General features: G+C 64.3%; 23 protein-coding genes. 12 read left to right on the plus strand and 11 right to left on the minus strand.

Annotated elements, in window-relative coordinates:
- Positions 1-119: 119 nt before the first annotated feature.
- The gene (locus BMX99_RS05110) at positions 120-1,619 is read right to left on the minus strand and encodes a CoA-acylating methylmalonate-semialdehyde dehydrogenase (RefSeq protein ID WP_093448011.1); all 1,500 of its coding nucleotides are present in this window, start codon (positions 1,617-1,619) and stop codon (positions 120-122) included.
- A 114-nt stretch (positions 1,620-1,733) separates the two neighbouring features.
- On the opposite strand from BMX99_RS05110, the gene BMX99_RS05115 reads away from it, so the two are divergent.
- The 3 genes from BMX99_RS05115 to coaD all read left to right on the plus strand — a co-directional run bounded on the left by BMX99_RS05115 (position 1,734) and on the right by coaD (position 3,763).
- On the plus strand, positions 1,734-2,651 hold the full coding sequence (locus BMX99_RS05115) for a LysR family transcriptional regulator (protein WP_093448497.1): 918 nt from the start codon (positions 1,734-1,736) through the stop codon (positions 2,649-2,651).
- 30 nt (positions 2,652-2,681) lie between these two features.
- Positions 2,682-3,116, plus strand: coding sequence for a CBS domain-containing protein (locus BMX99_RS05120; protein ID WP_093448499.1), 435 nt, complete (start codon positions 2,682-2,684; stop codon positions 3,114-3,116).
- A gap of 152 nt (positions 3,117-3,268) precedes the next feature.
- Positions 3,269-3,763, plus strand: a complete 495-nt coding sequence (coaD, locus tag BMX99_RS05125; protein WP_093448014.1) for a pantetheine-phosphate adenylyltransferase — start codon at positions 3,269-3,271, stop codon at positions 3,761-3,763.
- Here coaD and BMX99_RS05130 read toward each other — a convergent pair.
- The 5 genes from BMX99_RS05130 to tkt form a co-directional block, all read right to left on the minus strand.
- Positions 3,729-4,727 carry an alpha/beta fold hydrolase gene (locus BMX99_RS05130; RefSeq protein ID WP_093448017.1) on the minus strand — a complete coding sequence of 333 codons (999 nt, stop codon included), beginning with the start codon at positions 4,725-4,727 and terminating at the stop codon, positions 3,729-3,731. The two genes, coaD and BMX99_RS05130, sit on opposite strands and share 35 nt — an antisense overlap.
- A 40-nt stretch (positions 4,728-4,767) precedes the next feature.
- A complete protein-coding gene (locus BMX99_RS19630) occupies positions 4,768-4,911 on the minus strand; it encodes a hypothetical protein (protein WP_170848779.1) in 144 nt (47 codons plus the stop codon).
- A 154-nt stretch (positions 4,912-5,065) separates the two neighbouring features.
- Positions 5,066-6,079, minus strand: a complete 1,014-nt coding sequence (gene gap / locus BMX99_RS05135) for a type I glyceraldehyde-3-phosphate dehydrogenase (protein WP_093448020.1) — start codon at positions 6,077-6,079, stop codon at positions 5,066-5,068.
- 235 nt (positions 6,080-6,314) lie between these two features.
- Positions 6,315-7,316: a type I glyceraldehyde-3-phosphate dehydrogenase gene (gene gap / locus BMX99_RS05140; protein ID WP_093448023.1), complete on the minus strand. Its 1,002-nt coding sequence runs from the start codon at positions 7,314-7,316 to the stop codon at positions 6,315-6,317.
- Between the two features lie 462 nt (positions 7,317-7,778).
- Positions 7,779-9,797 carry a transketolase gene (gene tkt / locus BMX99_RS05145; protein WP_093448026.1) on the minus strand — a complete coding sequence of 673 codons (2,019 nt, stop codon included), beginning with the start codon at positions 9,795-9,797 and terminating at the stop codon, positions 7,779-7,781.
- Between the two features lie 296 nt (positions 9,798-10,093).
- On the opposite strand from tkt, the gene BMX99_RS05150 reads away from it, so the two are divergent.
- A complete protein-coding gene (locus BMX99_RS05150) occupies positions 10,094-10,510 on the plus strand; it encodes a hypothetical protein (RefSeq protein ID WP_093448029.1) in 417 nt (138 codons plus the stop codon).
- Entirely contained in the window at positions 10,510-10,908 is a 399-nt protein-coding gene (locus tag BMX99_RS05155) for a cell division protein ZapA (RefSeq protein WP_093448032.1), read from the plus strand. The genes BMX99_RS05150 and BMX99_RS05155 overlap by 1 nt, the downstream gene beginning before the upstream one ends.
- Positions 10,909-11,477: 569 nt before the next feature.
- Here the strand turns inward: BMX99_RS05155 and grxD are convergent.
- From grxD to BMX99_RS05180, 5 genes are all read right to left on the minus strand, one after another.
- Positions 11,478-11,840, minus strand: a complete 363-nt coding sequence (gene grxD / locus BMX99_RS05160) for a Grx4 family monothiol glutaredoxin (protein WP_093448036.1) — start codon at positions 11,838-11,840, stop codon at positions 11,478-11,480.
- Between the two features lie 54 nt (positions 11,841-11,894).
- A complete protein-coding gene (locus BMX99_RS05165) occupies positions 11,895-12,131 on the minus strand; it encodes a BolA family protein (protein WP_093448039.1) in 237 nt (78 codons plus the stop codon).
- An 88-nt stretch (positions 12,132-12,219) separates the two neighbouring features.
- Entirely contained in the window at positions 12,220-14,379 is a 2,160-nt protein-coding gene (gene purL, locus BMX99_RS05170; RefSeq protein WP_093448042.1) for a phosphoribosylformylglycinamidine synthase subunit PurL, read from the minus strand.
- 61 nt (positions 14,380-14,440) lie between these two features.
- Positions 14,441-15,331, minus strand: coding sequence for a glycosyltransferase family 2 protein (locus tag BMX99_RS05175; RefSeq protein ID WP_170848778.1), 891 nt, complete (start codon positions 15,329-15,331; stop codon positions 14,441-14,443).
- Between the two features lie 307 nt (positions 15,332-15,638).
- Positions 15,639-16,559, minus strand: coding sequence for a LysR family transcriptional regulator (locus tag BMX99_RS05180; RefSeq protein WP_093448047.1), 921 nt, complete (start codon positions 16,557-16,559; stop codon positions 15,639-15,641).
- Positions 16,560-16,713: 154 nt separating this feature from the next.
- On the opposite strand from BMX99_RS05180, the gene BMX99_RS05185 reads away from it, so the two are divergent.
- The 7 genes from BMX99_RS05185 (at position 16,714) to BMX99_RS05215 (ending at position 25,315) form a co-directional block, all read left to right on the plus strand.
- Positions 16,714-20,136 carry an indolepyruvate ferredoxin oxidoreductase family protein gene (locus BMX99_RS05185; protein WP_093448049.1) on the plus strand — a complete coding sequence of 1,141 codons (3,423 nt, stop codon included), beginning with the start codon at positions 16,714-16,716 and terminating at the stop codon, positions 20,134-20,136.
- Between the two features lie 289 nt (positions 20,137-20,425).
- Entirely contained in the window at positions 20,426-21,364 is a 939-nt protein-coding gene (locus BMX99_RS05190; protein ID WP_093448051.1) for a lysophospholipid acyltransferase family protein, read from the plus strand.
- A gap of 11 nt (positions 21,365-21,375) precedes the next feature.
- Positions 21,376-22,188, plus strand: coding sequence for a glutamate racemase (locus tag BMX99_RS05195; protein ID WP_093448054.1), 813 nt, complete (start codon positions 21,376-21,378; stop codon positions 22,186-22,188).
- Positions 22,189-22,347: 159 nt separating this feature from the next.
- Entirely contained in the window at positions 22,348-23,376 is a 1,029-nt protein-coding gene (gene argC, locus BMX99_RS05200; RefSeq protein ID WP_093448056.1) for an N-acetyl-gamma-glutamyl-phosphate reductase, read from the plus strand.
- 7 nt (positions 23,377-23,383) lie between these two features.
- Positions 23,384-23,830 carry a cytochrome c maturation protein CcmE gene (ccmE, locus tag BMX99_RS05205; protein ID WP_093448059.1) on the plus strand — a complete coding sequence of 149 codons (447 nt, stop codon included), beginning with the start codon at positions 23,384-23,386 and terminating at the stop codon, positions 23,828-23,830.
- Between the two features lie 304 nt (positions 23,831-24,134).
- Positions 24,135-24,746: a holin-associated N-acetylmuramidase gene (locus BMX99_RS05210; RefSeq protein WP_093448062.1), complete on the plus strand. Its 612-nt coding sequence runs from the start codon at positions 24,135-24,137 to the stop codon at positions 24,744-24,746.
- Entirely contained in the window at positions 24,737-25,315 is a 579-nt protein-coding gene (locus BMX99_RS05215; protein WP_093448065.1) for a holin family protein, read from the plus strand. The genes BMX99_RS05210 and BMX99_RS05215 overlap by 10 nt, the downstream gene beginning before the upstream one ends.
- Positions 25,316-25,334 lie beyond the last annotated feature (19 nt).

Here is a 25,334-nt window from a genome sequence, read left to right on the forward strand (position 1 = left end):
CGCGAGACAAGCATATTTGACCGATTGGTTCAATCCGACGCCTTCAACATTTTTTCAATTTGGCAATATGGGCCTGCCGCAGGTCAGTTTCGCGACAGGCCTGTGATTGCCTTTTGGGATCAGTCCATTGCCTTGAAGTTGAACTCACCGCCTTCGCGGATGCCCGAGGGCCAGCGCGAGGTGATCGTCTTGGTCCGGGTGTAGAACTTGAAGGCATCCGGCCCGTGCTGGTTCAGGTCACCGAAGCCCGATTTCTTCCAGCCGCCAAAGGTGTGATAGGCCAGCGGCACGGGGATCGGAACGTTGATGCCGACCATGCCGATGTTGATCCGGTTGGCGAAATCGCGCGCGGTGTCGCCATCGCGGGTGAAGATCGCGGTGCCGTTGCCGTATTCGTGGTCCATGGCATAGCCAAGGGCCTCTTCGTAGGTCTTGGCGCGGACGGTGGACAGGACAGGGCCGAAGATCTCGGTCTTGTAGATGTCCATGTCGGTGGTCACGTGGTCGAACAGATGCGCGCCGACGAAGAAGCCGTCTTCATAGCCCTGCAGTTTGAAGTCGCGGCCATCGACCACCAGCTTGGCACCCTGGTCGACACCGGTCTGGACCAGGCGCAGGATGTTTTCCTGGGCGGCCTTGGTGACGACCGGGCCATAGTCCACGTCATTGCCGGCGGTGTAGGGGCCGACTTTCAGCTTTTCGATCCGGGGGACCAGCTTTTCGATCAGGCGGTCGGCGGTTTCGTCGCCAACAGGCACGGCGACCGAGATCGCCATGCAGCGTTCACCGGCGGCACCATAGCCCGCGCCGACCAGCGCGTCGGCGGCCTGGTCCATGTCCGCGTCGGGCATGATGATCATGTGGTTCTTTGCACCGCCGAAGCACTGCACGCGCTTGCCGTTGGAACAGCCGCGGCCATAGATGTATTCCGCGATCGGGGTCGAGCCAACAAAGCCGATCGACTGGATCACCGGATGATCCAGGATCGCATCGACGGATTCCTTGTCGCCGTTGACGACCTGCAGGATGCCCTTGGGCAGGCCGGCCTCTTCCATCAGCTCGGCCAGCATCAGCGGAACCGAGGGGTCACGCTCGGACGGCTTCAGGATGAAGGCGTTGCCGCAGGCGATGGCGGGCGCGAACATCCACATCGGGATCATGGCGGGGAAGTTGAACGGCGTGATGCCGGCCGACACGCCAAGCGGCTGGCGCATGGAGTACATGTCGATGCCCGGACCGGCGCTGTCGGTGAATTCACCCTTCAGCATCTGCGGCGCGCCGATGCAGTATTCCACGACCTCAAGGCCGCGCTGCACGTCACCGGCGGCGTCGGGCAGGGTCTTGCCGTGTTCGCGGCTCAGCGCCTCGGCCAGCTTGTCCATGTCGCGGTTCAGCAGGTCGACGAATTTCATCAGCACGCGCGCCCGGCGCTGCGGGTTCACCGCGGCCCATGCGGGCTGGGCATTGGCGGCCACCTGAACGGCGTGATCCAGTTCCTCGGTCGAGGCCAGCGGCACCTTGGCCTGCACTTCGCCCGTGGCGGGGTTCATGACGTCGGCAAAGCGGCCGGACGTGCCCTTGACGTGTTCGCCGCCAATGTAATGTGTCAGTTCCTGCATAGGATCCTCCTGAAGTTTGGCCGAAGGATACGGTTGCAGCTTTGCCCGGAAAAGAGGAAAAAGGGCAGGGTTGTTTTGCATTTTTGCAAAGCGCGCAGCGAAGGGAACAAGCCGATGCAATGGGACGATCTGCGGGTGTTTCTGGCGGTGGCGCGGGATGAAAGCCTGTCGGGGGCGGGGCGGCGGCTGCGCATCGATCCGGCCACTGTCGGACGCCGCATCGCCCGGCTGGAAGAACAGATCGGCACCACGCTATTCGCCAAGTCGCCGCAGGGCTATGCGCTGACCGATGCGGGGGAACGGCTGCTGGACCATGCGCTGCGCGCCGAACAGGCCGTTCTGGCCGCGTCCGAGGAAATCGCCGGCCAGGCCAGCCGCCTGTCCGGGCAGATCCGCATCGGCGCGCCGGACGGGGTGGCGAACTTCCTTCTGCCGCAGGTCTGCGCCGCGATCCAGGACGACAACCCCGAGCTTGAGATCCAGATCGTCGCGCTGCCCCGCCTGTTCAACCTGTCGCGGCGCGAGGCCGACATGGCGGTGACTGTCAGCGCGCCCTCGGCCGGGCGGCTGCTGGTGCAGAAAATCACCGACTACCGGCTGCACCTGGCTGCGTCGCAGGATTATCTGGACCGGCACGGCCCGATCCCTTCAGTCGCGGCGCTGCGCGATCACCGGATGATCGGCTATATCCCCGACATGATCTTCGACAAGGAACTGGACTATCTGAACGACCTGGGCGGCGGGCGGGTGCCGCTGGCGTCAAATTCGGTGGTGGTTCAGTTCCACTGGCTTCGGCAGGGCGGGGGTGTCGGCATCGTGCATGACTTCGCGCTGCCCTCGGCCCCGGATCTGCGCAGGATCCTGACCGATCAGCTGTCCCTGACCCGCAGTTTCCACCTCGTGCGCCACGCAGATGATGCCCGGCTGGAACGGATGAACCGTTTTGCGGCACTTCTGTCCGACGGGCTGCGTCAAGAGGTGGCCCGGCTTGAGGCCGCGCTTGACAAAATGTCGCAGGCGTCAGACGCTTAACCGTACGCGCAAGCCAGAGGAGGAATGGCGATGATCGTACAGCAGATCCTGAATTCCAAGGGCGGTGGCCATGTTGTGACCGTGACCCCGGAGACCCTGATTTCCGAGGTTTCGCAGATCCTGGCCGAAAAGCGGATCGGCGGCGTGATCGTCACCGCATCGGGCGAAACGGCCGACGGGATCCTGTCTGAACGCGATATCGTGCGCGCCCTTTCGCATCGCGGGGCCTCGATCCTGACCGATACGGCGGAAAAGCTGATGACCCGCAATCCCGTCTGCTGCGAACGCGGCGACACCGCGGACGAGGTGCTGCGCCGCATGACCGACGGACGGTTCCGCCACATGCCCGTGACCGAAGGCGGCAAGCTGATCGGCATCATCACCATCGGTGACGCGGTCAAGGCCCGGCTAAGCCAGCTTTCGATGGAGCGCGACGCGCTGGAAGGCATGATCGCCGGAAACTGATCGGGGCAACTGATCCAGGCAACGGGTCGGGGCCGCACGGCGGTCTTGGCCGGGATTACTTCGGCAAGAGGCGGGAAATAAATACTGCGCCTCTTGCATTCTGCAGCGCAATAATGTTGCGTGCGCAGAAACTGCGACAGCGAGAGGACGCCATGCGCATCGGCCTATATCCCGGCACCTTCGATCCCATCACCCTTGGACATGTGGACGTCATCAGACGGGCCGCGACGCTGGTCGACCGTCTGGTCATCGGCGTGGCCATCAACCGCGACAAGGGCCCGCTGTTCAGCCTGGAAGAACGCGTGGCCATGATCGAATACGAATGTGCCAAGCTGACCGAGCTGACCGGCACCGAGATCATCGCCCATCCCTTTGAAAACCTGCTGATCCACTGCGCCCGCGACGTAGGCGCAAACGTGATCGTGCGCGGCCTGCGCGCCGTGGCGGATTTCGAGTACGAATACCAGATGGTCGGCATGAACCGTTCGCTCGACAGCTCGGTCGAGACGGTCTTCCTGATGGCGGATGCCAAGCATCAGGCCATCGCGTCGAAGCTGGTCAAGGAAATCTGCCGCCTCGACGGCGACGTGCGCAAGTTCGTGACCCCTGAGGTCAACGATAGACTTCGGGCGAAGCTCGGGAAATGAACTTGCGGTCCTTCATCGCCTCGGCTGCGGTGCGGATGAAGGACACACAGGCCTGAGGATGGGTGACGGGCAGCATATGCCCGCCATCAACCATTTTGAGGCCGATCTGCGGGTAACGCCGCACCAGCAGCTCTCCGTGATATTCCGGGTCCAGAACGCGATCATCGCGCCCGTATAGCACCCGCACCGGAACGGCGAGCCGCGCGTATTCGCGGCTGAGCGCCGGCATGTCGTCGTTCATCGCGCGGAAATCGCGGCTTGCGTTGAAGAAGGCCCCCGGGCGGATCGCCAGGATGCCGCCGCCGCGCAGCGCAAAGTTGCCGGGGATCGCATCGGGGCCAAAGACCTGCTGACGCACCGGTTCGGGATGGCGCAGCATATGCGGCACGGCGGTCGTCCAGGCCTTGATGCGGCGGTAGACGTCCGACTTGATGTCCATTTCGGAAAAGATGGCCAGCTGTTCCTTCAGGCCCATGGCCATCGGCGACAGCAGCGCCAGGCCGCGCACCTTTTCCGGAAACTCAAGCGCAAGGGCCAGGGCGATGGCCCCGCCAAGCGAATGGCCGACAACCAGCGGGTTGTCCAATTCAAGCCGGTCGATCGCCTCTGCCACCAGGCGGGCCTGGGCGCGGACGTTGGCGGGGCTGTCGTCGGGACGTTCGGAATAGCCCGACCCCGGACGGTCGATCGCCACCACGCGGAAATCCCGCGCCAAGTCGTCGATCACGCCACAGTCGAAATGGCCCAGGTTGCCCGAAAGCCCGTGGATCAGCAGGATCGCCGGCCCGTCGCCGCAATCCAGGTAATGCAGACGCCCGGTCGAGATCTGCGTGAAGGCGCCGCGCGGCGGGACCAGCTGTTCGAACTTCTTCGCCTTCCGATAGGAATAGGCTACATAGCCCAGTGTCATCAGGACATAGAGCGTCAGAAGCAGAAGAATGAGGTTCGGCAGGTAGTCGATCATGGGGTGTGCATGGTTCGGGGTCGCGTCGCTCTGATACGCATTAGCGCCAAAAGGCGACCCATTCCAGCAAGTCTGCAAACTTTCTGGCAAGAAACAGACTGTTGGACAGATCGAATAGCTGCCAATCCGCGACAAGCAGCGCAAGAATCGACGCCGCCAGCACGATGGCGATCTGGTTGGTCACCTCAGCCTCCCCTTAGGTCACACAAGGCCTATGCCCGAGCAGGCGGCACGGTTCAAGCCTGCTGAAAGGGCCGCGCGGAAACCCGTGCGGCCCTGTGTCTTTTTGCCCTGTCTATGGCAGCCCGTGATCTTGGTGCCTGGTCGGAAGGATCCGATCAGCCCAGCTGCCCCATCAGTGCGGCCACATCCGCCATGCGGTTGGAGAACCCCCATTCGTTGTCATACCAGGCCAGGACACGCACCATGCGGCCGTCCATCACCTTGATCTGGTCCAGCGCCACCGTGGCCGAGGCCGGGGCATGATTCAGATCGATCGACACCAGCGGTTCCCGCGTGACGGCCAGGATGCCCTTGAGCGGTCCATTGGACGCAGCCTCGAATGCGGCGGCGAGGTCTTCGGCATTCGTGTCGCGCCCGGCATCAAAGGTCAGATCCACGCAGGACACATTGGGCGTCGGCACCCGGATCGCCACACCGTCCAGCTTGCCTGCAAGCTCGGGCAGGACCAGGCCCACGGCCTTGGCTGCCCCGGTCGAGGTCGGGATCATCGACATCGCCGCCGCCCGCGCGCGGTAAAGATCCTTGTGCCCGGTATCCAGCGTCGGCTGGTCGCCCGTGTAGGAATGCACCGTGGTCATGAAGCCACGCTCGATCCCGACCGTGTCGTTCAACACCTTCGCCACCGGGGCCAGGCAGTTCGTCGTGCAAGAGGCATTGGACACCACCCGGTGATCGCGGTTCAGCGTCTTGTCGTTGACGCCGCGCACGATGGTGGCATCGGCGTTCTTGCCGGGGGCCGAGATCAGCACCCGCCCGGCACCGGCCTCCAGGTGCGCTGCGGCCTTGTCGCGGTCGGTGAAAAAGCCGGTGCATTCCAGAACCACGTCGACGCCGGACCAGGGAAGGGCGGCGGGATCCCGTTCGGCACAGACCCGGATCCTGCCCTTGCCGATGTCGATCCAGTCCGCGCCTTCCGTGACCTCGCCCCGGATGGGGCCATGCACGCTGTCATAGCGCAGCAGATGCGCATTGGTGGCGGTCGGATAAAGATCGTTGATCGCCACGACCTCAAGATCGCTGCGGCCCTGTTCCGCGATGGCCCGCAGCACGTTGCGGCCGATGCGGCCAAAGCCGTTGATGGCAATGGTCGTTGTCGATGAAGATGTCATGAGGCCCTTCCCTCCCGGCTAGCGTCTGACGCGCGCCGACGTTCCGTTAGCGCTAACTGAGTCATACAGGCAAGACCCGGCGGCGTAAAGCTTTGCGCGCGTAAAATTCACGTGGCGGGGGGCGGGGACGGGCGCGAAGGTGCCGGAATGCGAAAGGGCGGACCAATCGGCCCGCCCTTCGTGAATGCTGCGTGACGCGCCCAGGTCGTCCGGGGCGTCGGGCTTGGGCCGGTCCTTAGACCAGGCGGCCCATGGCGGCGGCCACATCGGCCATACGGGCCGAGAAGCCCCATTCGTTGTCGTACCAGGCCAGGACGCGCACCAGGCGCTTGCCTGTCACCTTGGTCTGATCCGGCGCGAAGATCGAGCTTTCCTCGGTATGGGTGAAGTCGATCGAGACCTTGGGCTCAGGGTCATAGGCCATGACCTTGGCCATGCGGCCGGCCACGGCTTCGCGCACCACTTCGTTCACGTCCGCCTCGGTCACGTCCTTCTTGGCGATGAAGGTCAGGTCCACGGCCGAGACATTCGGCGTCGGAACCCGGATGGCCGAGCCGTCCAGCTTGCCCTTGAGGTCGGGCAGAACCTCGCCCAGGGCCTTGGCGGCACCGGTCGAGGTCGGGATCATCGACATGGCGGCGGCGCGGGCGCGGTACAGGTCCGAATGGCGGCGGTCCAGCGTCGGCTGGTCGCCGGTGTAGGAATGGATCGTGGTCATGATGCCCGACTCAATGCCGATGCCTTCGTTCAGCACCTTGGCCAGCGGGGCCAGGCAGTTGGTGGTGCAGGACCCGTTCGAGATCATCGTGTCGCCAGCCACCAGGTCGTTGTGGTTCACGCCGAAGACGATGGTCTTCTGCACGTTCTTTGCCGGGGCCGAGATCAGCACCTTCTTGGCGCCACGCTCCAGGTGCACGGCGGCCTTGTTGCCGTCGTTGAACTTGCCAGTGCATTCCAGGACCACGTCGACGCCGGACCAGTCCAGTTCGTCGGGGTTGTAGGTCGAGAAGACCTCCATCGGGCCGCGACCGATGTCCATGGTGTTGCCGGCGATCTTGATGTCACCGCCGAACCGGCCGTGGACGCTGTCGTACTTCAGAAGATGGGCATTGGTCTCGATCGGGCCGGTGGCGTTCAGCTTGACCACCTGCACGTCGTTGCGTGCGCTTTCCGCGATATGGGCCAGAGTGCAGCGGCCGATGCGGCCAAATCCGTTGATCCCGAGCGTGATGGTCATGCGGGTGTCTCCTGATGTCGGTCGCCGGAGGAGGGGGGCAACCTTGTGCAGTGATTGGGGTTGGTCGGTCTATAGCCGGGGTTGATGTGAAAATTAAGGGCGGAATGCCAGTTGTCCCAAGGTGTTAGCGATAAACCGGCGGCGGATTTCGCTGTTCGCGCTAACCCCGGTGAACGGTTCGCGCTAACAGCGGCGCATGGTTGCCGAAGGCGCGACGACGCCGGGCCTGTGGCTGTGGATTTGCAGGGAATCACATGCGGTCCGTTCAGGCCGGACGGCGGGATGTGGCGTGCTTGGTGGGGCGTGGGAAGCCAGGGGGCCGATTGCCGGTGGCAACCGGCGGGGGGCGAGGGGCGCTGCCCCTCTTGAGCCCAGAGGGCTCAATTCACCCCGGGATATTTTCGGCAAGAGGATGGAGGGGGCGCGGCGCGGCCCCTCCGGTTGGTTCTAGGGGGGCGCTGCTTAGAGCAGGGCCTTGGCCTTGGCGACGATGTTGTCGGCGGTGATGCCGAAATGGTCGTAGAGCACCTCGGCTGGGGCGGAGGCCCCGAAAGAGGACATGCCGACGAAATCGGACTTCGCCTCGCGGCCGCGTTCGCCCAGCAGCCAGCGGTCCCAGCCCTGACGGACCGAGGCTTCGACCCCGACGCGCACCGGACCGGCGGGCAGCACGCGCTTGCGGTAGCTTTCGGGCTGGTCCGCAAACAGCTCCATGCAGGGCATGGAGACAACGCGGGTGCCGATGCCTTCGGCCTCGAGCGTGGCGCGGGCTTCCATGGCGAGAGAGACCTCGGAGCCGGTGGCAATCAGGATGACCTGGCGCTTGCCGGCCTCGGCGTCGGCCAGCACATAGGCCCCCTGCGCGGCGAGGTTCTTGGTCTTGTGCTCTTTCCGCACGGTCGGGACGTTCTGGCGGGTCAGCGACAGCACCGAGGGCGTGCCGGGCTGCGTCAGGGCGACTTCCCAGGCCTCGGCGGTTTCCACCACGTCGGCGGGACGGAAGACCAGAGTGTTCGGCGTGGCGCGCGAGATCGCCAGGTGTTCCACCGGCTGGTGCGTCGGGCCGTCTTCGCCCAGACCGATGCTGTCATGGGTCATCACGTAGACCACCGGCTGCTGCATCAGCGCCGACAGGCGCATCGCGGGGCGGGCGTAGTCGGTGAAGCACATGAAGGTGCCGGAATAGGGGCGGATGCCGCCATGCAGCGCCATGCCGTTCATCGCCGCCGCCATGCCGTGTTCACGGATGCCGTAGTGCACGAACCGGCCATCGCGGCTATCGACGTCGAAGACGCCCATGTCGCCGGTCTTGGTGTTGTTCGACCCCGTAAGGTCAGCCGAGCCGCCAACGGTTTCCGGCATCACCGGGTTCACCACCTCGAGCACCATTTCCGATGCCTTGCGGGTCGCGACCTTGGGTTCGTTTTCGCTGGCCTGTTTCTTCAGGGCGCGGATGACCGACGACAGCTTCTTGGGCGCTTCGCCGGACATGGTGCGTTCGAATTCAGCGCGCTTGCGGTCCGAGATCTCGGCCAGGCGGCCTTCCCAGGCGAACCGCTCTTCGGTGCCGCGGCGGCCGATTTCTTCCCAGGCGGATTTCACGTCCGAGGGCACCTCGAAGGGGCCGGTGGTCCAGCCATAGGCGTCCTTGGCGGCGGCCATCTGATCGGGATCGGTCAGCGCACCATGGCCCTTGGATGTATCCTGCGCGGCATGGCCAAGCGCGATATGCGTCTTGCAGGCGATCATCTGCGGGCGCTTGCCCTTCTTCGCCTTGGCAATCGCCGCGTCGATCGCAACCGGATCATGGCCGTCGATTTCCTGCACGTCCCAGCCAGAGGCCTTGAAGCGCGCCACCTGATCGGTGCGGTCAGCCAGGTCGACGGTGCCGTCGATGGTGATGTTGTTGTTGTCCCAGAAGACGATCAGCTTGGACAGCTCATGCCGGCCAGCAAGCGAGATCGCTTCCTGGCTGACGCCCTCCATCAGGCAGCCGTCGCCGGCGATCACATAGGTGTGGTGATCGACGATCTTCTTGCCGAAGCGGGCGCGCAGCATTTCCTCGGCCATGGCGAAACCGACGGCGTTCGAAATCCCCTGACCCAGGGGGCCGGTGGTGGTTTCGATGCCATGGGCCAGGAAGTTTTCCGGGTGACCGGCGGTCTTGGCGCCCAGCTGGCGGAAGTTCTTGACCTCATCCAGCGGGAAATCTTCATAGCCCGTCAGGTGCAGCAGCGAATAGAGCAGCATCGAGCCGTGGCCCGCCGACAGGATGAACCGGTCGCGGTCGTGCCACAGGGGCGCAGAGGCGTCGAACTTCAGGTGCTTTTCGAACAGCACGGTGGCCACGTCGGCCATGCCAATCGGCATGCCGGAGTGTCCGGAGTTCGCCGCGGCAACGGCATCCAGCGTCAGCGCGCGGATGGCAGTGGCCTTGGACCAGTGATCGGGATGGGCGGAACGGAGGGCAGCGATATCCAAGAGGCAGCTCCTTGAGGACCGGTAGAGGGCAGGTGTTAGCGCTGAATAGCAGCACAAGGGCGAGTTGCAAGTCACGCGATGCCCATCCAGGGGCACAAGCCGTCGCACCCATGGTCCCCGGGGACACGGCCGGACGGAAATTATCTCAATTTTACAGACAGATTTGGGCAATCCTTCATGTTTTGGATAGAGTTGTGCAATATCGCGTACGGTCGCTGATTCGCGCGGCCGTGTCCGGTAGATGTCCGAAAGCCCGTGAAGGGATGGACAAAGGTTAGGAAGGGGCGGCCCCGGCAATGAGTGAAATCGACGATCTTCAGCGGCGACTGACGGCGGCACTGGACCGGATCGGTCAGGGTGTGCAAAGCCTTTCGGCAGCCCCGAAGGAAGACCGGTCATCGGCGCAAACCATTGAAGATTTGCGGAAAAACCTGGATGACCTGCGCAAGTCGAACACCGCTCTGCAGACCCGCCTGTCGGACATGAGCCAGGAAACCGACCGCCTGCGCCAGGCCAATACGGACCTGCGCGAAACCATCCAGGCGCTGCGCGAAGCCGGTGAGGAAAAGCTGGGCGACCCGGCCAAGATCGACACCGCCATGGCGGCCGAGCTCGAATCCCTGCGCGCGGTGCAAGCCACCAGCGAAGCCGAAGCGCGGGCGATTCTCGATGCGCTGGCCCCGCTGCTGGCCGAAAAGAAAGAGGACGCCTGATGCCCGAGTTGGAGATCCTGATCGGCGGACGTGCCTTTGAAGTGGCCTGCCAGGAGGGCGAGGAGCACTATCTGCAGTCCGCCGCCGAGATGCTGAACATCGAAGCCCAGACCCTGATCGCCCAGACCGGCCGCATCCCCGAAGCGCGGATGCTGCTGATGTCGGGCCTGATGCTGGCCGACCGCACCGCCGGGGTCGAAGACCGCCTGAAGGTGGTCGAGGACGAGGCCGAGGCCCTGCGCGCCGAGGTCGACCGCCTGAACGCCGCGCTGAAACGCGCGAACGAGGCCGCCGCAGCAACAAGCCTGCCCGCCGGTCTGACCGACCAGCTGAAGACCCTGGCCGACAAGGCCGAGGCCCTGGCAGGTGAGGTCGAGGACAAGGCGAAGGCGGGCTGAGGTCGGCGTTTCTTTCGATCCAGATAACGCGTTCAAATTTGGACCAGATCTATGCAGGCCGCCCGTTTGGTTGCCGGAAAACCATTTCCACAAATTGTGAGGCATTTATCATGTCCTATGTCCCCAATCAGTTGGGTGGTGATCCTGCAGCCGATCAGGATCAGGACGCGATAGAAAAGTACCTGAGGTCCCGGAAGGTGGGCGATGAGGTGGCGATACACTCGACACAGGGTGGGCCGCGCATGCTGCAGATCACAATAGCCAAAGTGATAGAGGTTAGGCCAAGGGGAAGGCTATGGACCGATCGCGCTGCCCCATGGGGGGATAATCGCTGGTTCATGAAATCTGGCAAAAATTGCGGTGCGCCGACGGGGTAAAGTCGTCTTGTCATTCCGACAGAGAAAGTTCGGCGTTATTCCGAAGAAGGACGTTACCATCTTGATGCCCAGTGATTTTGCTTCGAAATTGGTCCTGTAAGGTCACATTTGGTGGCTGATCACCAATTGAAAAAGGCCGGGGCGCAATGCCCCGGCCTTTTCTGCATTCGGTTTGTCGGTTGTCCCAAAGGATCAGCCGTTGGCGGCGCGGATCTTTTCGGCGGCGTCCTTGTCATAGGCGACACCGTTCGCGTCGAACAGCGTGTCCAGCTCGCCCGACAGGGTCATCTCGGTAATGATGTCGCAGCCGCCGACGAATTCGCCCTTCACGTACAGCTGGGGGATGGTCGGCCAGTCAGAGTAATCCTTGATGCCCTGGCGGATTTCCTCGTCGGCCAGAACGTTCACGTCGGCATAATCGACGCCCATGTAGTTCAGCACGCCCGCCACGCGCGAGGAGAACCCGCACTGCGGCATGGACTTGGTGCCTTTCATGTAAAGGACCACGTCATTGCCTTTTACGATTTCGTCGATGCGGGTTTTCGCGTCAGTCATCTGTCTTGTCCTTCTGATCCGATCGCTCGGGATCTGATGTATCGGGGTCGCGCCTTAGTCGGGCGCGCGGGTGGTCAGGGCCAGCGCGTGCAATTCGCCCGCGGGGCCGTCCATCTTGCCTTTCAGCGCGGCATAGACGGCGCGCTGCTGCTGCACGCGGTTCTTGCCGCGAAAGCTTTCGTCCACGACCGTGGCCGCGAAATGCTGACCGTCATCGCCCTGCACGGTGATCTGTGCCTCGGGGAAGGTTTCGCGGATAAGGTTTTCGATGTCCTGGGCCTGAATGGGCATGATGCGCCTGTCTTGGTTTGCTTTCCGGAAATGTAGTCGCCAGCCCCGGCCGTTGCAAGCAGCGCCCGGGGTGGGATCGCGGAAGGCCTTAGCCGAAGTGGCCGCCGAACGAGGTGCGGTAAAGGCCGGACAGTTCTTCCAGCGGGGCAGAGGTGCCGCCAAAGCTGACCGCGTCGCCGGTGAACTTGCCCACGGTGCTTAGCGTGACGCCGGCCTGACCGGCGGCCACCATCAGCGCCTCGGCCATGTCGAAGTTGCAGGCGATCAGGTAGCGGCCCTGGTCTTCGCCAAACAGCTGCGCCTGGTCCGCATCGTCCAGAACCACGCCCACGCCCGAGGCTTCGGCCATCTCAAACGCCGCCAGGGCAAGCCCGCCGTCCGACAGGTCGGTGCAGGCGGTGATCATGGCGCGGTTGGCCAGGATGAAATCGCCCGCGGCGCGTTCCGCCGCCAGGTCCACATGGGGCGCGTCGCCTTCGACGCGGCCGAAGACCTCGGCCAGAAGGGCGGACTGGCCCAGGTGGCCCTTGGTTTCGCCCACGACCAGCGCCACGTGACCGTCGCGCGCGGTGCCAGTGATGGCGTCGTCGGCGTCGGCGATCAGGCCCACGGCCCCGATGGTCGGGGTCGGCAGGATCGCCTGGCCGTCGGTTTCGTTGTAGAGCGACACGTTGCCCGACACGATCGGCATGTCCAGCGCCTTGCAGGCCTCACCGATACCCTGGATCGCACCGACGAACTGGCCCATGATCTCGGGCTTTTCGGGGTTGCCGAAGTTCAGGTTGTCGGTCGAGGCCAGCGGTTTGGCCCCGGCGGCGATCAGGTTGCGGAAGGCCTCGGCCACGGCCTGCTTGCCGCCTTCGACCGGGTTCGCCTTGACGTAGCGCGGGGTCACGTCCGAGGTGAAGGCCAGCGCCTTGTTGGTGCCATGCACGCGGATCACGCCCGCGCCAAAGCCCGGGATGCGCATCGTGTCGGCCATCACCTGGCTGTCGTATTGCTCATAGACCCACTGGCGAGAGCTGTAGTTGGGCGAAGAGATCAGCGCCTTCAGCCCGTCGATGGGATCGACGGCTGGAATGTCGTCCAGGTCGGCGTTCACCTCGGTCGGGACATGCGGGCGGTCGTATTCCGGTGCCATCGACGACAGTTTCGACAGCGGCAGATCGGCCCAGGTCTTGCCCTGGTGCTGGATCAGGAACCGGTCTTCGGGGATGGTTTCGCCGACGATGGCAAAATCCAGGTCCCATTTGTCGAAGACGGCCTTGGCCTCGGCCTCTTTCTCGGGGCGCAGCACCATCAGCATGCGTTCCTGGGATTCCGACAGCATCATCTCGTAGGCGGTCATGCCCTGTTCGCGGCAGGGCACGCTGTCCAGATCCAGCCGGATGCCCAGACCGCCCTTGTCGCCCATTTCGACCGCGGAACAGGTCAGGCCGGCGGCCCCCATGTCCTGGATCGAGATCACGGCACCGGTCTGCATCAGCTCCAGCGTGGCTTCCATCAGGCGCTTTTCGGTGAAAGGGTCACCGACCTGCACCGTGGGGCGCTTTTCCTCGATGGTCTCGTCGAATTCGGCCGAGGCCATGGTGGCCCCGCCAACGCCGTCGCGGCCTGTCTTGGCGCCAAGGTAGACCACCGGCATGCCGACGCCCGAGGCGGCGGAATAGAAGATCTGATCCGTCTCGGCCAGACCGGCGGCAAAGGCGTTCACAAGGCAGTTGCCGTTGTAGGCGGGGTCAAACCGGACCTCACCGCCCACGGTCGGCACGCCAAAGCAGTTGCCGTAGCCGCCCACACCTTCGACGACGCCATGCACAAGCTGGCGGGTCTTCCAGTGATCCTTTTCACCGAAGGACAGCGAATTCATCGCCGCGATCGGACGCGCGCCCATGGTAAAGACGTCGCGCAGGATGCCGCCTACGCCGGTCGCCGCGCCCTGGTAGGGTTCGATGTACGAGGGGTGGTTGTGGCTTTCCATCTTGAAGACCACGCACTGGCCGTCACCGATGTCGACGATGCCCGCGTTCTCACCGGGGCCGCAGATGACCTGGGGGCCATCGGTCGGCAGGGTGCGCAGCCATTTCTTCGACGACTTGTAGGAACAATGTTCGTTCCACATGGCCGAAAAGATGCCCAGTTCGGTGAACGTCGGTTCGCGGTTCAGGATCCGCAGGATTTCCGAATATTCATCGGGCTTGATGCCGTGGCTTGCGATCAGCTCTTCGGTGATGGCCGGTTCCTGCATTGGTATCCCCTTGTTCCAACTGCGCCCCCTTTACGACAGGTCGCGCGGCGGGAAAAGGGGCCTATAGCGGTGGCGGCCCCAGCTTTGCCCCCAGAAGGGACCGCAAGCCGCGCAAACGGCCAAAGGCGTCGTGCCGCCGGTCGACGGATTTCAGCATCCGCATCGACAGGAACCGCCGCAGAACGGACCAGATCGTGCGCGCCATCGGGGCGCTGCGGCCGAACTTCTTCATCACGTGATAATAAGAGCGGATGTAGTGATAGCCCTTGAAGGCGCTCAGCGCGGGTGAGGCCTCGGTGCTGCCGCCGCTGGCGTGATCCACCCGTGCCTCGGGCACATAAAGCAACGGACCGGCATCGCGGTCCAGCCGCAGGGTCACGTCATCATCTTCGAAATACAGGAAGATTTCGGGGTCGAAGCCGCCGATCTTCTCAAAGGCGCTGCGCCGCACCATCAGGCCGGCCCCGGACAGCGACGGCACCTGGGTTTCCACTGTCGGCCGCGACTTGCGGCGCGCAAAGGGACCGCGCGGCAGGATAATCGAGGGGCGCACGCTGAACATCTTGCCCGATCCGGCAAAGAACGCCGGCCCCGAGGCCGAGGCATCGGGGCGACGATCGAGTGCCGCCACCAGCAGATCCACCGCACCGGGGCGAAGCGTCGCATCGGGGTTGAGGAAAAACACGAACTCGCGCGTCGACCGCGCCGCGCCCAGATTGCAGGCAGTGCCAAAGCCCAGGTTCTTGCCCGCGGGGATATAGATATGTCCATTGGCCTGCGCCCAGGCCTCCAACCCGTCGGGCGGGCCGTTGTCGACGCAGATCAGCTGGGTGCCTTCGGGAAGGGTGGCGGCCATGGCGGGCAGGACGTCGAAGCTTTTGAAGGCGACGGCAACGACCGAGACACGCGCGCCCGCGGTCTCCGTGCCCTTGGTTTCTGTGCTGGTCGCCATCGGCCTGTCCCCAATCTGTGCTGGGTCCCGGTTAGCCAGCCCCCCGCGGCGCGTCAATCCGCGCGGCACCGCCATCGCCCATGCCGCAATGCGGCATCGCCGCCGAAAGGCGGGTGCAAAGGAAAACGCAAGCGGAAAGAAAAAAAGGCCGGACAAAAGTCCGGCCAAGTCCAACAGGGAGGTATGAAGGTGATGAAGCGTTAAGCAGCATCACCGTCGAATGTGGACATATGAGGCGCCTTTGAGTCGCGCAAGGATCAAAATGCCGCAGTCGCAGCAAAGCCGCTATGCGATTTGCGCAATGCTCTCAGCTGGCCGGCGACTCGCCTTCCGCCTGCTCGCGCAGGTGGCGGCGGTGCTGGATGATCTCTTCCTGCACGAAATCACGGAAGGCCGCGACGCGCTTGGAATGGCGAAGCTCCTCCGGGAAGGCGAGGAAGATGGGCACCTCCTGGCTTTCCACGTCGGGCAGGACGCGCACCAGATGCGGGAAATCTTCCACCAGGTAATCCGGCAGAACCCCAATACCCAGATTGTTGACCACCGCCTGCAGCGCGCCGAAGTAGTTGTTCACCGTCAGGGTCGATGCGACCTCATGGCTCATCAGTTCCTGGACCAGCAGGGCACCGGCGGCGACCTGCGGGGTCGAGGGGTTCTGACAGATCAGCCGGAAATTGCGGATATCCTCGATCCGCTCGGGGCGGCCTTCGCGGTCCAGGTATTCCGGCGTTGCATAGAGCTGCATGCGCAGCGACATCAGCCGCTTGCGGATCAGGTCGGCCTGGCTGGGTTCCTTCATGCGGATGGCAACGTCAGCTTCGCGCATGGGAAGGTCCAGCACGCGTTCTTCCAGCATCAGGTCGATCTTCAGATCGGGGTACTTTTCATAAAGCTTGGTCAGGCGCGGGGCCAGCCAAAGCGTGCCGAAGCCGGTGGTGGTGGTGACCCGCAATTCGCCAAAGACTTCTTCTTCGCTGTCGCGGATGCGCGCGGTGGCGGTGTCTAGGCGCTTGGCCATGGCGCGGGTCGCGTCAAACAGAAGCTCCCCCTGTTCGGTCAGAATCAGCCCCCGTGCGTGACGGTGGAAAAGGGTGGTGTTCAGCGATTCTTCCAGCCCGCGGATCTGGCGGGAAACCGCCGATTGCGACAGATGAAGGGCATCCCCCGCGTGGGTCAGGCTGCCGGCGTCCGCCACCGCGTGAAAGATTCGTAGTTTATCCCAATCCATGCCCGTAACTTTCCACTCAACCGCACTGCTTTCTGGTAATTAACGGTCACATAGCGGCTATGCGTCTGTGCGTTAAGTCCCCCGGCTCAATTTTTTGAAATTGGTCATATGTTGTGACCTTTTTTTCGGCTACACTTTGAGCGGGAGGAACATCATGACCATAGCCGATATTTCCTTGAACGATCGTTTCGATCTGGAAAAAAGCCAGGTCCTTCTGAACGGTACACAGGCGCTTGTTCGCCTGATGCTGATCCAGAAGGAACGCGACCGCCTTGCCGGTCTTAACACCGCCGGTTTCGTGACCGGGTATCGCGGTTCGCCCCTTGGGGCGGTCGACCTGCAGATGAACCGCGCGGCCAAGCAGCTGGCCGCCGCCGACGTCCGGTTTCAGGAAGGCCTGAACGAGGATCTGGCCGCCACCGCCCTGTGGGGCGCGCAGCAGGCGGAACTGCGTGGGGAAGGCAAGTACGACGGGGTCTTTGGCCTTTGGTACGGCAAGGGTCCGGGCGTCGACCGGTCGGGCGATGCGATGAAACACGCCAACATGGCCGGCACCTCGCCCCACGGCGGCGTGCTGATGGCCATGGGCGATGACCACACCGGAGAAAGCTCGACCGTGCTGCACCAGTCCGAATGGGCGCTGGTCGACAGCTACATGCCGATCGTCAGCCCCGCCGGCGTGCAGGAGATCCTGGATCTTGGCGTCTATGGCTATGCTTTGTCGCGTTATTCCGGCCTCTGGGTCGGGCTGAAGACCATGAAGGACACGGTCGAGGCGACGTCGGTCGTCGATGGCCGCCCGGACCGGATGAACCTGATCCTACCGACGGATTACGACATGCCCGCGGGCGGGCTGAACATCCGTTTGGTCGACACCCCGACAGAACAAGAAGCGCGGATGATCGACCACAAGCGCTTCGCGGCCGAGGCCTTTGCTCGCGCCAACAAGATCGACAAACGCATGTGGGGCAAGCCGGGCGCCAAGATCGGCTTTGTCGCCGCCGGCAAGAACTGGCTGGACCTGGTCCACGCGCTGGCGCTTCTGGGCATTGACGAGGCCGAGGCCGAGCGTCTGGGCATCACCACCTACAAGGTGGCGCAGGTCTGGCCGCTGGACATGGACGGTTTCCACGACTGGGCCGAGGGGCTCGACCTGATTGTCGTGGTCGAGGAAAAGCGCAAGCTGATCGAGGTGCAGGTCAAGGAAGCCATCTTTGATGACCGCCGTGGCCGCCGCGTCTGGGGCTGGCACATGGGGGGCGGCGCAGGGTCTATGCACGGGCCAGAACTGTTCCAGACCAAACAGGCGCTGGACCCGATCATGATCGCTCAGAAGCTGGGCGCGATCCTGATCGACGAAGGCCGCGACACCGACCGCATCCGCGCCGGCCTGTCTGCGCTGGAGGAAGCCAAGCGCAACGACAACGCCCCCGAGATCGCGGCGCGTCTGCCGTATTTCTGCTCGGGCTGTCCGCACAACACCTCGACCAAGGTGCCCGAGGGCTCGCGCGCCTATGCGGGGATCGGCTGTCACTACATGGTGCAGTGGATGGACCGCTCGACCCAAGGGTTCACCCACATGGGGGCCGAGGGCGCGAACTGGATCGGAGAGGCCCCGTTTTCCAACACCTGCCACGTGTTCCAGAACCTGGGCGACGGCACCTATAACCATTCGGGCGTGCAGGCGATCCGTGCGGCGCTCGCCAGCGGTGTGAACATCACCTACAAGATCCTCTTCAATGACGCGGTCGCCATGACCGGCGGTCAGAAGAACGAAGGCGGGCTGACCGCCGACCGGATCGCGCGGGAATTGACCGCCATGGGCGTCAACCGGATCGAGGTCGTCTTCGACGAGAAGGAAGAACCGCGACGCGAGGATTTCCCCAAATCCGTCGGCTGGCACGAACGCGCCGAGATGGACGCGGTGCAGAAAAGCCTGACCGGCGTGAAAGGCGTCAGCGCGATCCTTTATATCCAGACCTGCGCCGCCGAAAAGCGCCGCCGCCGCAAGCGGGGCCAGTTCCCCGATCCCGATCAGCGGGTCTTTATCAACCCGGCGGTCTGCGAAGGCTGCGGCGATTGCGGGGTGCAGTCCAACTGCGTTTCGATCGTGCCGAAGGAAACCGAACTGGGCCGCAAGCGTCAGATCGACCAGTCCTCGTGCAACAAGGATTTCAGCTGTCTCAAGGGCTTCTGCCCGTCCTTCGTGACGCTGGAAGGGGCCAAGGTGAAGAAGGCGACCGGATCGGGCATCGATCTGCCGGATCTGCCTGCGCCGGATCTGCCCGCGATCCAAGGCACCCATAACCTGGTCATCACCGGGGTGGGCGGCACCGGCGTCGTCACCATCGGTGCGCTGCTGGCCCAGGCCGCGCAGCTGGACGGCAAGGGGGCGGGCATGATGGAGATGGCCGGCCTCGCCCAGAAGGGCGGTGCGGTGCATATCCATGTCCGCCTGGCCAACCGGCCCGAGGATATCAGCGCCATCCGCGTCGCCACCGGCGAGGCGCACGCGCTGATCGGCGGCGACCTGGTGGTCAGCGCCGGGTCCAAGACCCTGGGTCTGACCAAGCAGGGCGCGACCGGCGCGGTGGTGAACAGCCACCAGATCATCACCGGCGATTTCACCCGCGACACGGAATTCCAGATCCCGTTCGACCGGTTGGAAATGCAGCTTCAGGCCCGGCTGGGCGAGGGTGTCGCGCTTTTCGATGCCTCGGAGCTGGCGCGAATGGTGATGGGGGATTCCATCTTTTCCAACATGATGGTGCTGGGTGCGGCCTGGCAGCGCGGCCTGATCCCGCTGAGCCTTGAGGCGCTGGAAGGGGCGATCCGCTTGAACGGGGCCGCCATCGACAAGAACCTGGAGGCCTTTGCCATCGGTCGCTGGGCCGTGCTGCACCCCGAAGAGGCCGCGAAACGCGCGTCGTCCAAGGTGGCCACCCTGCCGCCCAGCCTGTCGGACCGGATCGACATCCGCGCCGAACAGCTGGTGGCCCATACCGGGCGCCGCCTGGCCAAACGCTATCGCAAGCTGGTCGAGGGGATCGAGGACGAGGCCCTGCGCCTAGCCGTCGCCAAGGGCTATCACAAGCTGCTGGCCTACAAGGACGAATACGAGGTCGCGCGGCTGCTGCTGGACACCGAGGAACGCGCCCGCGAGGAGTTCGAGGGCGATTTCCGCATGTCCTATCACATGGCTCCGCCGATCCTGTCCAAGACAGGCCCCGACGGCCGCCCGGTCAAGCGCAAGTTCGGCCCCGGCATGAAGCGCGGGCTGAAGATGCTGGCCGCACTGAAAGGGCTGCGCGGCACGCCGCTGGACCCCTTCGGCCGCACCGAGGAACGCCGGATGGAGCGCGCGCTGATCAAGCAATACGAGGCCGATATGGCCGAGGTGCTGCCGAAGGTCACGCCCGCGACCCATGACGTCGTCGTGGCGCTGGCCGAACTGCCGCTGAAGATCCGCGGCTATGGTCCGGTGAAACAGGCGAATGAGGCCAAGGCCGCGAAGGAGCGCGAGGCGCTTCTGGCGAGTTTCCGCGCCGGCGGGGCGATGGACCGCGCCGCAGAGTAAGGCGCAGTTCAGGTCGGGGCAGGGCGGCGGGACCAGCGCGCCCTGCCGAGGACAGCGAAGGCCGCGTCCGGGGGGATCCCGGGCGCGGCCTTCTGCCTTTTGGTGGGCGGGCGTGCCATTCGGGCGGATGGCCCCCTGCGCCTCCGGCGGGAGTATTTTCGGCAAGATGATGCAGGCGGGGCGCGCGAAGGGGGAAAGGGCGCGCGCGCGATTTTGGGCCGGTTGGTGGCGCGAGGCTGGATCCGCGAAGGGGGAGGGGTTACATCGGAAGGAAGCCCTTGGTGATCCGATGACAGCACAGACCCCGCCCGAGACAACCGGCAAGCCCCCCAGCAATCGCCAGATCGCGCGCGATATTTCCTATGCCCATTCGGCCGCCACCAAGGGGGGGCGCGCGCTGATCCGGGTGATGGAGAATGTCACGGGCCGCCCCGGGCTGATCAAGCGGGCCGACGGCTATGGCCGCGACGTGGCGGCGGGGCGCGATTTCTGGTCGGTCATGGTGGACCGCTACGGGCTGTCGCTGTCGGTCGCGGGGGGCGCGCTGGAGAATATCCCGCGCGAGGGCCCGCTTATCCTGGTCGCCAACCATCCCTATGGCATCCTTGACGGGCTGATGATGGGGCATCTGCTGCAACAGCAGCGCGGCGATTTCCGCATCCTGGCCAATTCGGTCTTTCGCAAGGCCGAGGACATCAACCGCGTGATCCTGCCGATTTCCTTCGACGAGACCAAGGAAGCCGTGCAGCAGAACATCGAGACCCGCAGGACCGCCCTGAGATACCTGGCCGAGGGTGGCGCGATCGGCGTCTTCCCCGGCGGCACGGTGTCCACCGCCCTGCGGCCCTTTTCGCGGCCCATGGATCCGGGCTGGCGCGGGTTCACCGCCCGGATGATCACCAAGTCCGAGGCCACGGTGGTGCCGATGTTCTTTGCCGGCCACACCTCGCGGTTGTTCCAGCTGGCCTCTCACCTGCATTCGACCCTGCGTATGGGGCTTCTGATCAAGGAGTTCCGGTCGCGCATCGGCACGCCTGTAGAGGTGGTGATCGGCGATCCCATCCCCCGCGAGGAAATCGCGCGATTTGCCGGCGAAACCCGCGCCTTGATGGATTTCCTGCGGCGCCAGACCTATGCGCTTTCGCCCGAGCCTCTCAAATCCTTTGAATATGGTTTCGAATTCGAGGATAAGCACCGGACCGGGGGCGATCCCCGGCGCAGATACTGAGGGCGAAGGCGATGGCAGTTGGGGTATTCGACAGCGGACTTGGCGGGCTGACCGTGCTGGACGCCGTGGCGAAGCGCCTGCCCGAGGTGCCCTTTGTCTATTTCGGCGACAACGCCCATGCCCCCTATGGCGTGCGCGATGCCGACGACATCTACGACCTGACCACCGGGTCGGTCGCGCGCATGTTCGACGCGGGCTGCGATCTGGTGATCATTGCCTGCAACACCGCCAGCGCCGCCGCGCTGCGCCGGATGCAGGAAAGCTGGGTGCCCAAGGACAAGCGGGTGCTGGGCGTCTTTGTGCCGCTGATCGAGGCGTTGACCGAACGCCAGTGGGGCGACAATTCCCCGCCGCGCCAGGTTGCCGTGAACAACGTGGCATTGTTTGCTACGCCCGCCACCGTTGCCAGTCGCGCGTTCCAGCGCGAACTGGCCTTTCGCGCGATCGGCGTCGATGTCGAGGCCCAGGCCTGTGGCGGCGTGGTTGATGCCATCGAAGACGGTGACCTGATCCTGGCAGAGGCGCTGGTGCGGTCCCATGTGGATGCGCTGAAACGCAAGATGCCGCATCCCGACGCGGCGATCCTGGGCTGCACCCATTACCCGCTGATGCAGGAAGTCTTCCAGGACGCGCTTGGCCCGGATGTCACGGTCTATTCCCAGGCCGACCTGGTGGCGTCGAGCCTGGCGGATTATCTGACCCGGCGGCCCGAATTCATCGGCCCCGGCACCGAAGAGATGTTCCTGACCACCGGCGATCCGGCCCGCGTGTCGTCGCGTGCGACGCAGTTCCTGCGACGAAAGATCACCTTCACCGCGGCCTGAACGGCGGGTGCCATGCACGGGGCCGATGTAAGGACCCAGTGCACCCGCAGGCGCAGAGGGTGACCAGACAGATCGGGGGCGCGCTAAGCTGACGCACTGGCGCACCCGCAGAAGATTTCCTATCTCGACGCTAAGGCGTCCGACCCGCAGGGGACCAACATGACCAAGAAAATCGCAATCATCGGCGCATCGGGCTATACCGGGGCGGAACTGATCCGGCTGATCTCGTCCCATCCGGGGATGGAGATCGCGGCGCTGGCGGCCAATTCCAAGGCCGGACAGACCATGGATCAGGTCTTTCCCTTCCTGCGCCACCTGGACTTGCCGCAGCTGGTGACCTGGGAGCAGATTGATTTCACCCAGATTGACCTGTGCTTCTGTGCCCTGCCGCACAAGACCAGCCAGGAGGTGATTTCCCAACTGCCCGGCGACATGAAGATCGTCGATCTGTCGGCTGATTTCCGGCTGCGCGACCCGCAGGCCTATAAAAAGTGGTACGGCAACGATCATGCCGCGGTCGAGATGCAGAAAGAGGCGGTCTATGGCCTGACCGAATTCTACCGGGACGAGATCAAGGGCGCGCGGCTTGTGGCCGGCACCGGCTGCAATGCGGCGACGGGTCAGTTTTCCCTGCGGCCGCTGATCTCGGCCGGGGTGATCGGGCTGGATGACATCATTCTGGACATGAAATGCGCCGTGTCGGGCGCGGGCCGCAGCCTGAAGGAAAACCTTCTGCATGCCGAGCTGAGCGAGGGCTACAATGCCTATGCCGTCGGCGGCACGCACCGCCACCAGGGGGAATTCGATCAGGAGTTTTCCCTGCTGGCAGGGCGGCCGGTTCAGATCCAGTTCACCCCGCATCTTCTGCCGGTGAACCGCGGGATCCTGTCCACGGGCTATGTCTCGGGCGATGCGCAGGCGGTGCATGACACCTTTGCCAAGGCCTATGCGGATGAGCCCTTCATCCAGGTGCTGCCCTTTGGGCAGACGCCCTCGACCCATGATGTGCGGGGATCGAACTTTGTGCATATCGGTGTGACGGGCGACCGGATCCAGGGCCGCGCGATCGTGGTGACCGCGCTGGACAACCTGTGCAAGGGATCCTCGGGGCAGGCGTTGCAGAATGCCAACCTGATGCTGGGCCTGGGCGAAACCGAGGGGCTGATGATGGCCCCGCTTTTCCCGTGAGGACGCCATGAAAGGGCTGAAGAAACAACGCCGTATCCAGATCATCGTCCTGGCCTTCGTGGCCCTGGCCGTGGCCACCGGACTGGTTGGCTATGCGATGAAGGACGGAATCAATTTCTTCCGCTCGCCCACCCAGGTGGCCGAGGCCCCGCCGCCGCCGTCCGAGACCTTCCGCCTGGGCGGGTTGGTCGAAGAGGGGTCGCTGATCCGCGGCCAGGGTGAGGCGATCACCTTTGCCGTGACCGATGGCAATGCCACCATCCCGGTGAGTTTCACCGGCATCCTTCCCGACCTTTTTGCCGAGAACCAGGGCATGATCGGTACGGGGCGCTTTATCGACGGCACCTTTGTCGCCGATGAGATCCTGGCGAAACACGACGAGAGCTATATGCCGAAAGAGGTCGTGGAGGCGCTGAAGGAACAGGGCGAATGGAAGCCCGAGGCGACCAACTGACGTGATCTGCGCCTGCGGCGGGCGGGGGAAGGGGTGGCCCCGATTGGCTCTGCGCAGCGCCCCTGCGCGGGATTATGTAGCCAGGGCGACGTGGGTGCATTTGTCTGACGGCATGGGGTGTGACTGACGGTGCAGGGGGGGGGGCTGCCCCCCTGCGACAAAGCTGAAGCTTTGACGCCACCCCCCGGGATATTTTCGGCAAGAGGATTTTGGGGGCGGGGCGCCGGCCCTGCGTGCGGTGCGGGAAGGGTTTGTTAGGGTGTCGGGGGGATCCTTGGAGCGTTGAGCAATCCGCGAGGGGCCCATGCAGACGATCCGCCAGATGGCCGAGGCCATCGTCAGCCGCGAAGGCGGCTATGTAAATGATCCCGACGATCCCGGTGGTGCGACCAATTTTGGCGTCACCATCGGCACAATGCGTCAGCTGGGGCTGGACCTGGACGGTGATGGGGCTGTGGGGACATCTGATCTGCGCGCGCTAAGCCGCGACCGCGCGGTCGAGATCTATCTGGACCGCTATTTCCACGCGCCCCGGATTGCCGAACTGCCCGAGGTTCTTTGGGACACGGTCTTTGACATGCAGGTCAATGCCGGGACTCATGCGGTGAAGATCCTTCAGCGGCTTCTGGGCGAGATGGGGCAGGCGATTGCCGTGGACGGGGTGATCGGACCCGAGACGATCCGCGCGGCCGCGCTGGCGGCGGCGCAGGCGCCAGATCATCTGCGCGACGCCTATGGGATCGCGCGGAGGAATTATTACTTTGCCCTGGCGGATGCGCGGGTGAACAGCCGGAAGTACGCGCGCAGCCGCGCAGGTGGCAAGGGCGGCTGGATCCGCCGGGCGGAAGAGTTCATCGCGCCGCGTTATCACATGACAGACCGAGAGTTCCGCAACAGGGTGGCAGCATGGGGATGATCGGGCGCGCGCTGGATTTGGTCTTTGGCGGCGGGGCCGAGGGGCTTCGCCAAACCGCTGAAGTCTTTAGGGAAAACGCAGAAAATCGGGCTGTGCGTGATCAGGAGAGGATGGCGCAGGCGCTGGCGCAATACGGGGCCGAGTTCCGCGCGACACGCGGGATCTTTGATCAGGTGATGGACGGGTTGAACCGGCTGCCGCGGCCGATGCTGGCTTTCGGATCGATCGGTCTGTTTTGCGCCGCCATGGTCGATCCGCTGTGGTTTGCCGAAAGGATGCAGGGTCTTGCGCTGGTGCCCGAGCCGCTTTGGTGGCTGATGGGCGCGGTGGTGAGTTTCTATTTCGGGGCACGTCATCAGCTGAAGGGGCAGGAGTTCCAGCGCGACATCGCGCGCAGCCTGGCCCGCGTTCCGGTGGTGATCGAGACGACCCGCGCCCTGCGCGATGCCGAAGGGGGCCGCACCGACGAAAACCGCAACGACGAAGACCGGGGGGCCGAGATCGGCGGGAATGCCGCGCTGGAGGACTGGCGGGCGTCGCGCGGCGGCAACGGGGGGATGCGGCCCTGACACCGCCCTGACATGCGAC

It is taken from the genome of Pseudooceanicola nitratireducens, from assembly GCF_900109195.1.
GTDB lineage: Bacteria > Pseudomonadota > Alphaproteobacteria > Rhodobacterales > Rhodobacteraceae > Pseudooceanicola > Pseudooceanicola nitratireducens.

Excerpts from the sequence above, each read along its gene's own strand:
- BMX99_RS05110 (WP_093448011.1), bottom strand. The coding sequence starts at position 1,619 with ATGCAGGAACTGACACATTACATTGGCGGCGAACACGTCAAGGGCACG.
- BMX99_RS05115 (WP_093448497.1), top strand. The coding sequence starts at position 1,734 with ATGCAATGGGACGATCTGCGGGTGTTTCTGGCGGTGGCGCGGGATGAA.
- BMX99_RS05120 (WP_093448499.1), top strand. The coding sequence starts at position 2,682 with ATGATCGTACAGCAGATCCTGAATTCCAAGGGCGGTGGCCATGTTGTG.
- coaD (WP_093448014.1), top strand. The coding sequence starts at position 3,269 with ATGCGCATCGGCCTATATCCCGGCACCTTCGATCCCATCACCCTTGGA.
- BMX99_RS05130 (WP_093448017.1), bottom strand. The coding sequence starts at position 4,727 with ATGATCGACTACCTGCCGAACCTCATTCTTCTGCTTCTGACGCTCTAT.
- gap (WP_093448020.1), bottom strand. The coding sequence starts at position 6,079 with ATGACATCTTCATCGACAACGACCATTGCCATCAACGGCTTTGGCCGC.
- gap (WP_093448023.1), bottom strand. The coding sequence starts at position 7,316 with ATGACCATCACGCTCGGGATCAACGGATTTGGCCGCATCGGCCGCTGC.
- BMX99_RS05150 (WP_093448029.1), top strand. The coding sequence starts at position 10,094 with ATGAGTGAAATCGACGATCTTCAGCGGCGACTGACGGCGGCACTGGAC.
- BMX99_RS05155 (WP_093448032.1), top strand. The coding sequence starts at position 10,510 with ATGCCCGAGTTGGAGATCCTGATCGGCGGACGTGCCTTTGAAGTGGCC.
- grxD (WP_093448036.1), bottom strand. The coding sequence starts at position 11,840 with ATGACTGACGCGAAAACCCGCATCGACGAAATCGTAAAAGGCAATGAC.
- BMX99_RS05165 (WP_093448039.1), bottom strand. The coding sequence starts at position 12,131 with ATGCCCATTCAGGCCCAGGACATCGAAAACCTTATCCGCGAAACCTTC.
- purL (WP_093448042.1), bottom strand. The coding sequence starts at position 14,379 with ATGCAGGAACCGGCCATCACCGAAGAGCTGATCGCAAGCCACGGCATC.
- BMX99_RS05175 (WP_170848778.1), bottom strand. The coding sequence starts at position 15,331 with ATGGCGACCAGCACAGAAACCAAGGGCACGGAGACCGCGGGCGCGCGT.
- BMX99_RS05180 (WP_093448047.1), bottom strand. The coding sequence starts at position 16,559 with ATGGATTGGGATAAACTACGAATCTTTCACGCGGTGGCGGACGCCGGC.
- BMX99_RS05185 (WP_093448049.1), top strand. The coding sequence starts at position 16,714 with ATGACCATAGCCGATATTTCCTTGAACGATCGTTTCGATCTGGAAAAA.
- BMX99_RS05190 (WP_093448051.1), top strand. The coding sequence starts at position 20,426 with ATGACAGCACAGACCCCGCCCGAGACAACCGGCAAGCCCCCCAGCAAT.
- BMX99_RS05195 (WP_093448054.1), top strand. The coding sequence starts at position 21,376 with ATGGCAGTTGGGGTATTCGACAGCGGACTTGGCGGGCTGACCGTGCTG.
- argC (WP_093448056.1), top strand. The coding sequence starts at position 22,348 with ATGACCAAGAAAATCGCAATCATCGGCGCATCGGGCTATACCGGGGCG.
- ccmE (WP_093448059.1), top strand. The coding sequence starts at position 23,384 with ATGAAAGGGCTGAAGAAACAACGCCGTATCCAGATCATCGTCCTGGCC.
- BMX99_RS05210 (WP_093448062.1), top strand. The coding sequence starts at position 24,135 with ATGCAGACGATCCGCCAGATGGCCGAGGCCATCGTCAGCCGCGAAGGC.
- BMX99_RS05215 (WP_093448065.1), top strand. The coding sequence starts at position 24,737 with ATGGGGATGATCGGGCGCGCGCTGGATTTGGTCTTTGGCGGCGGGGCC.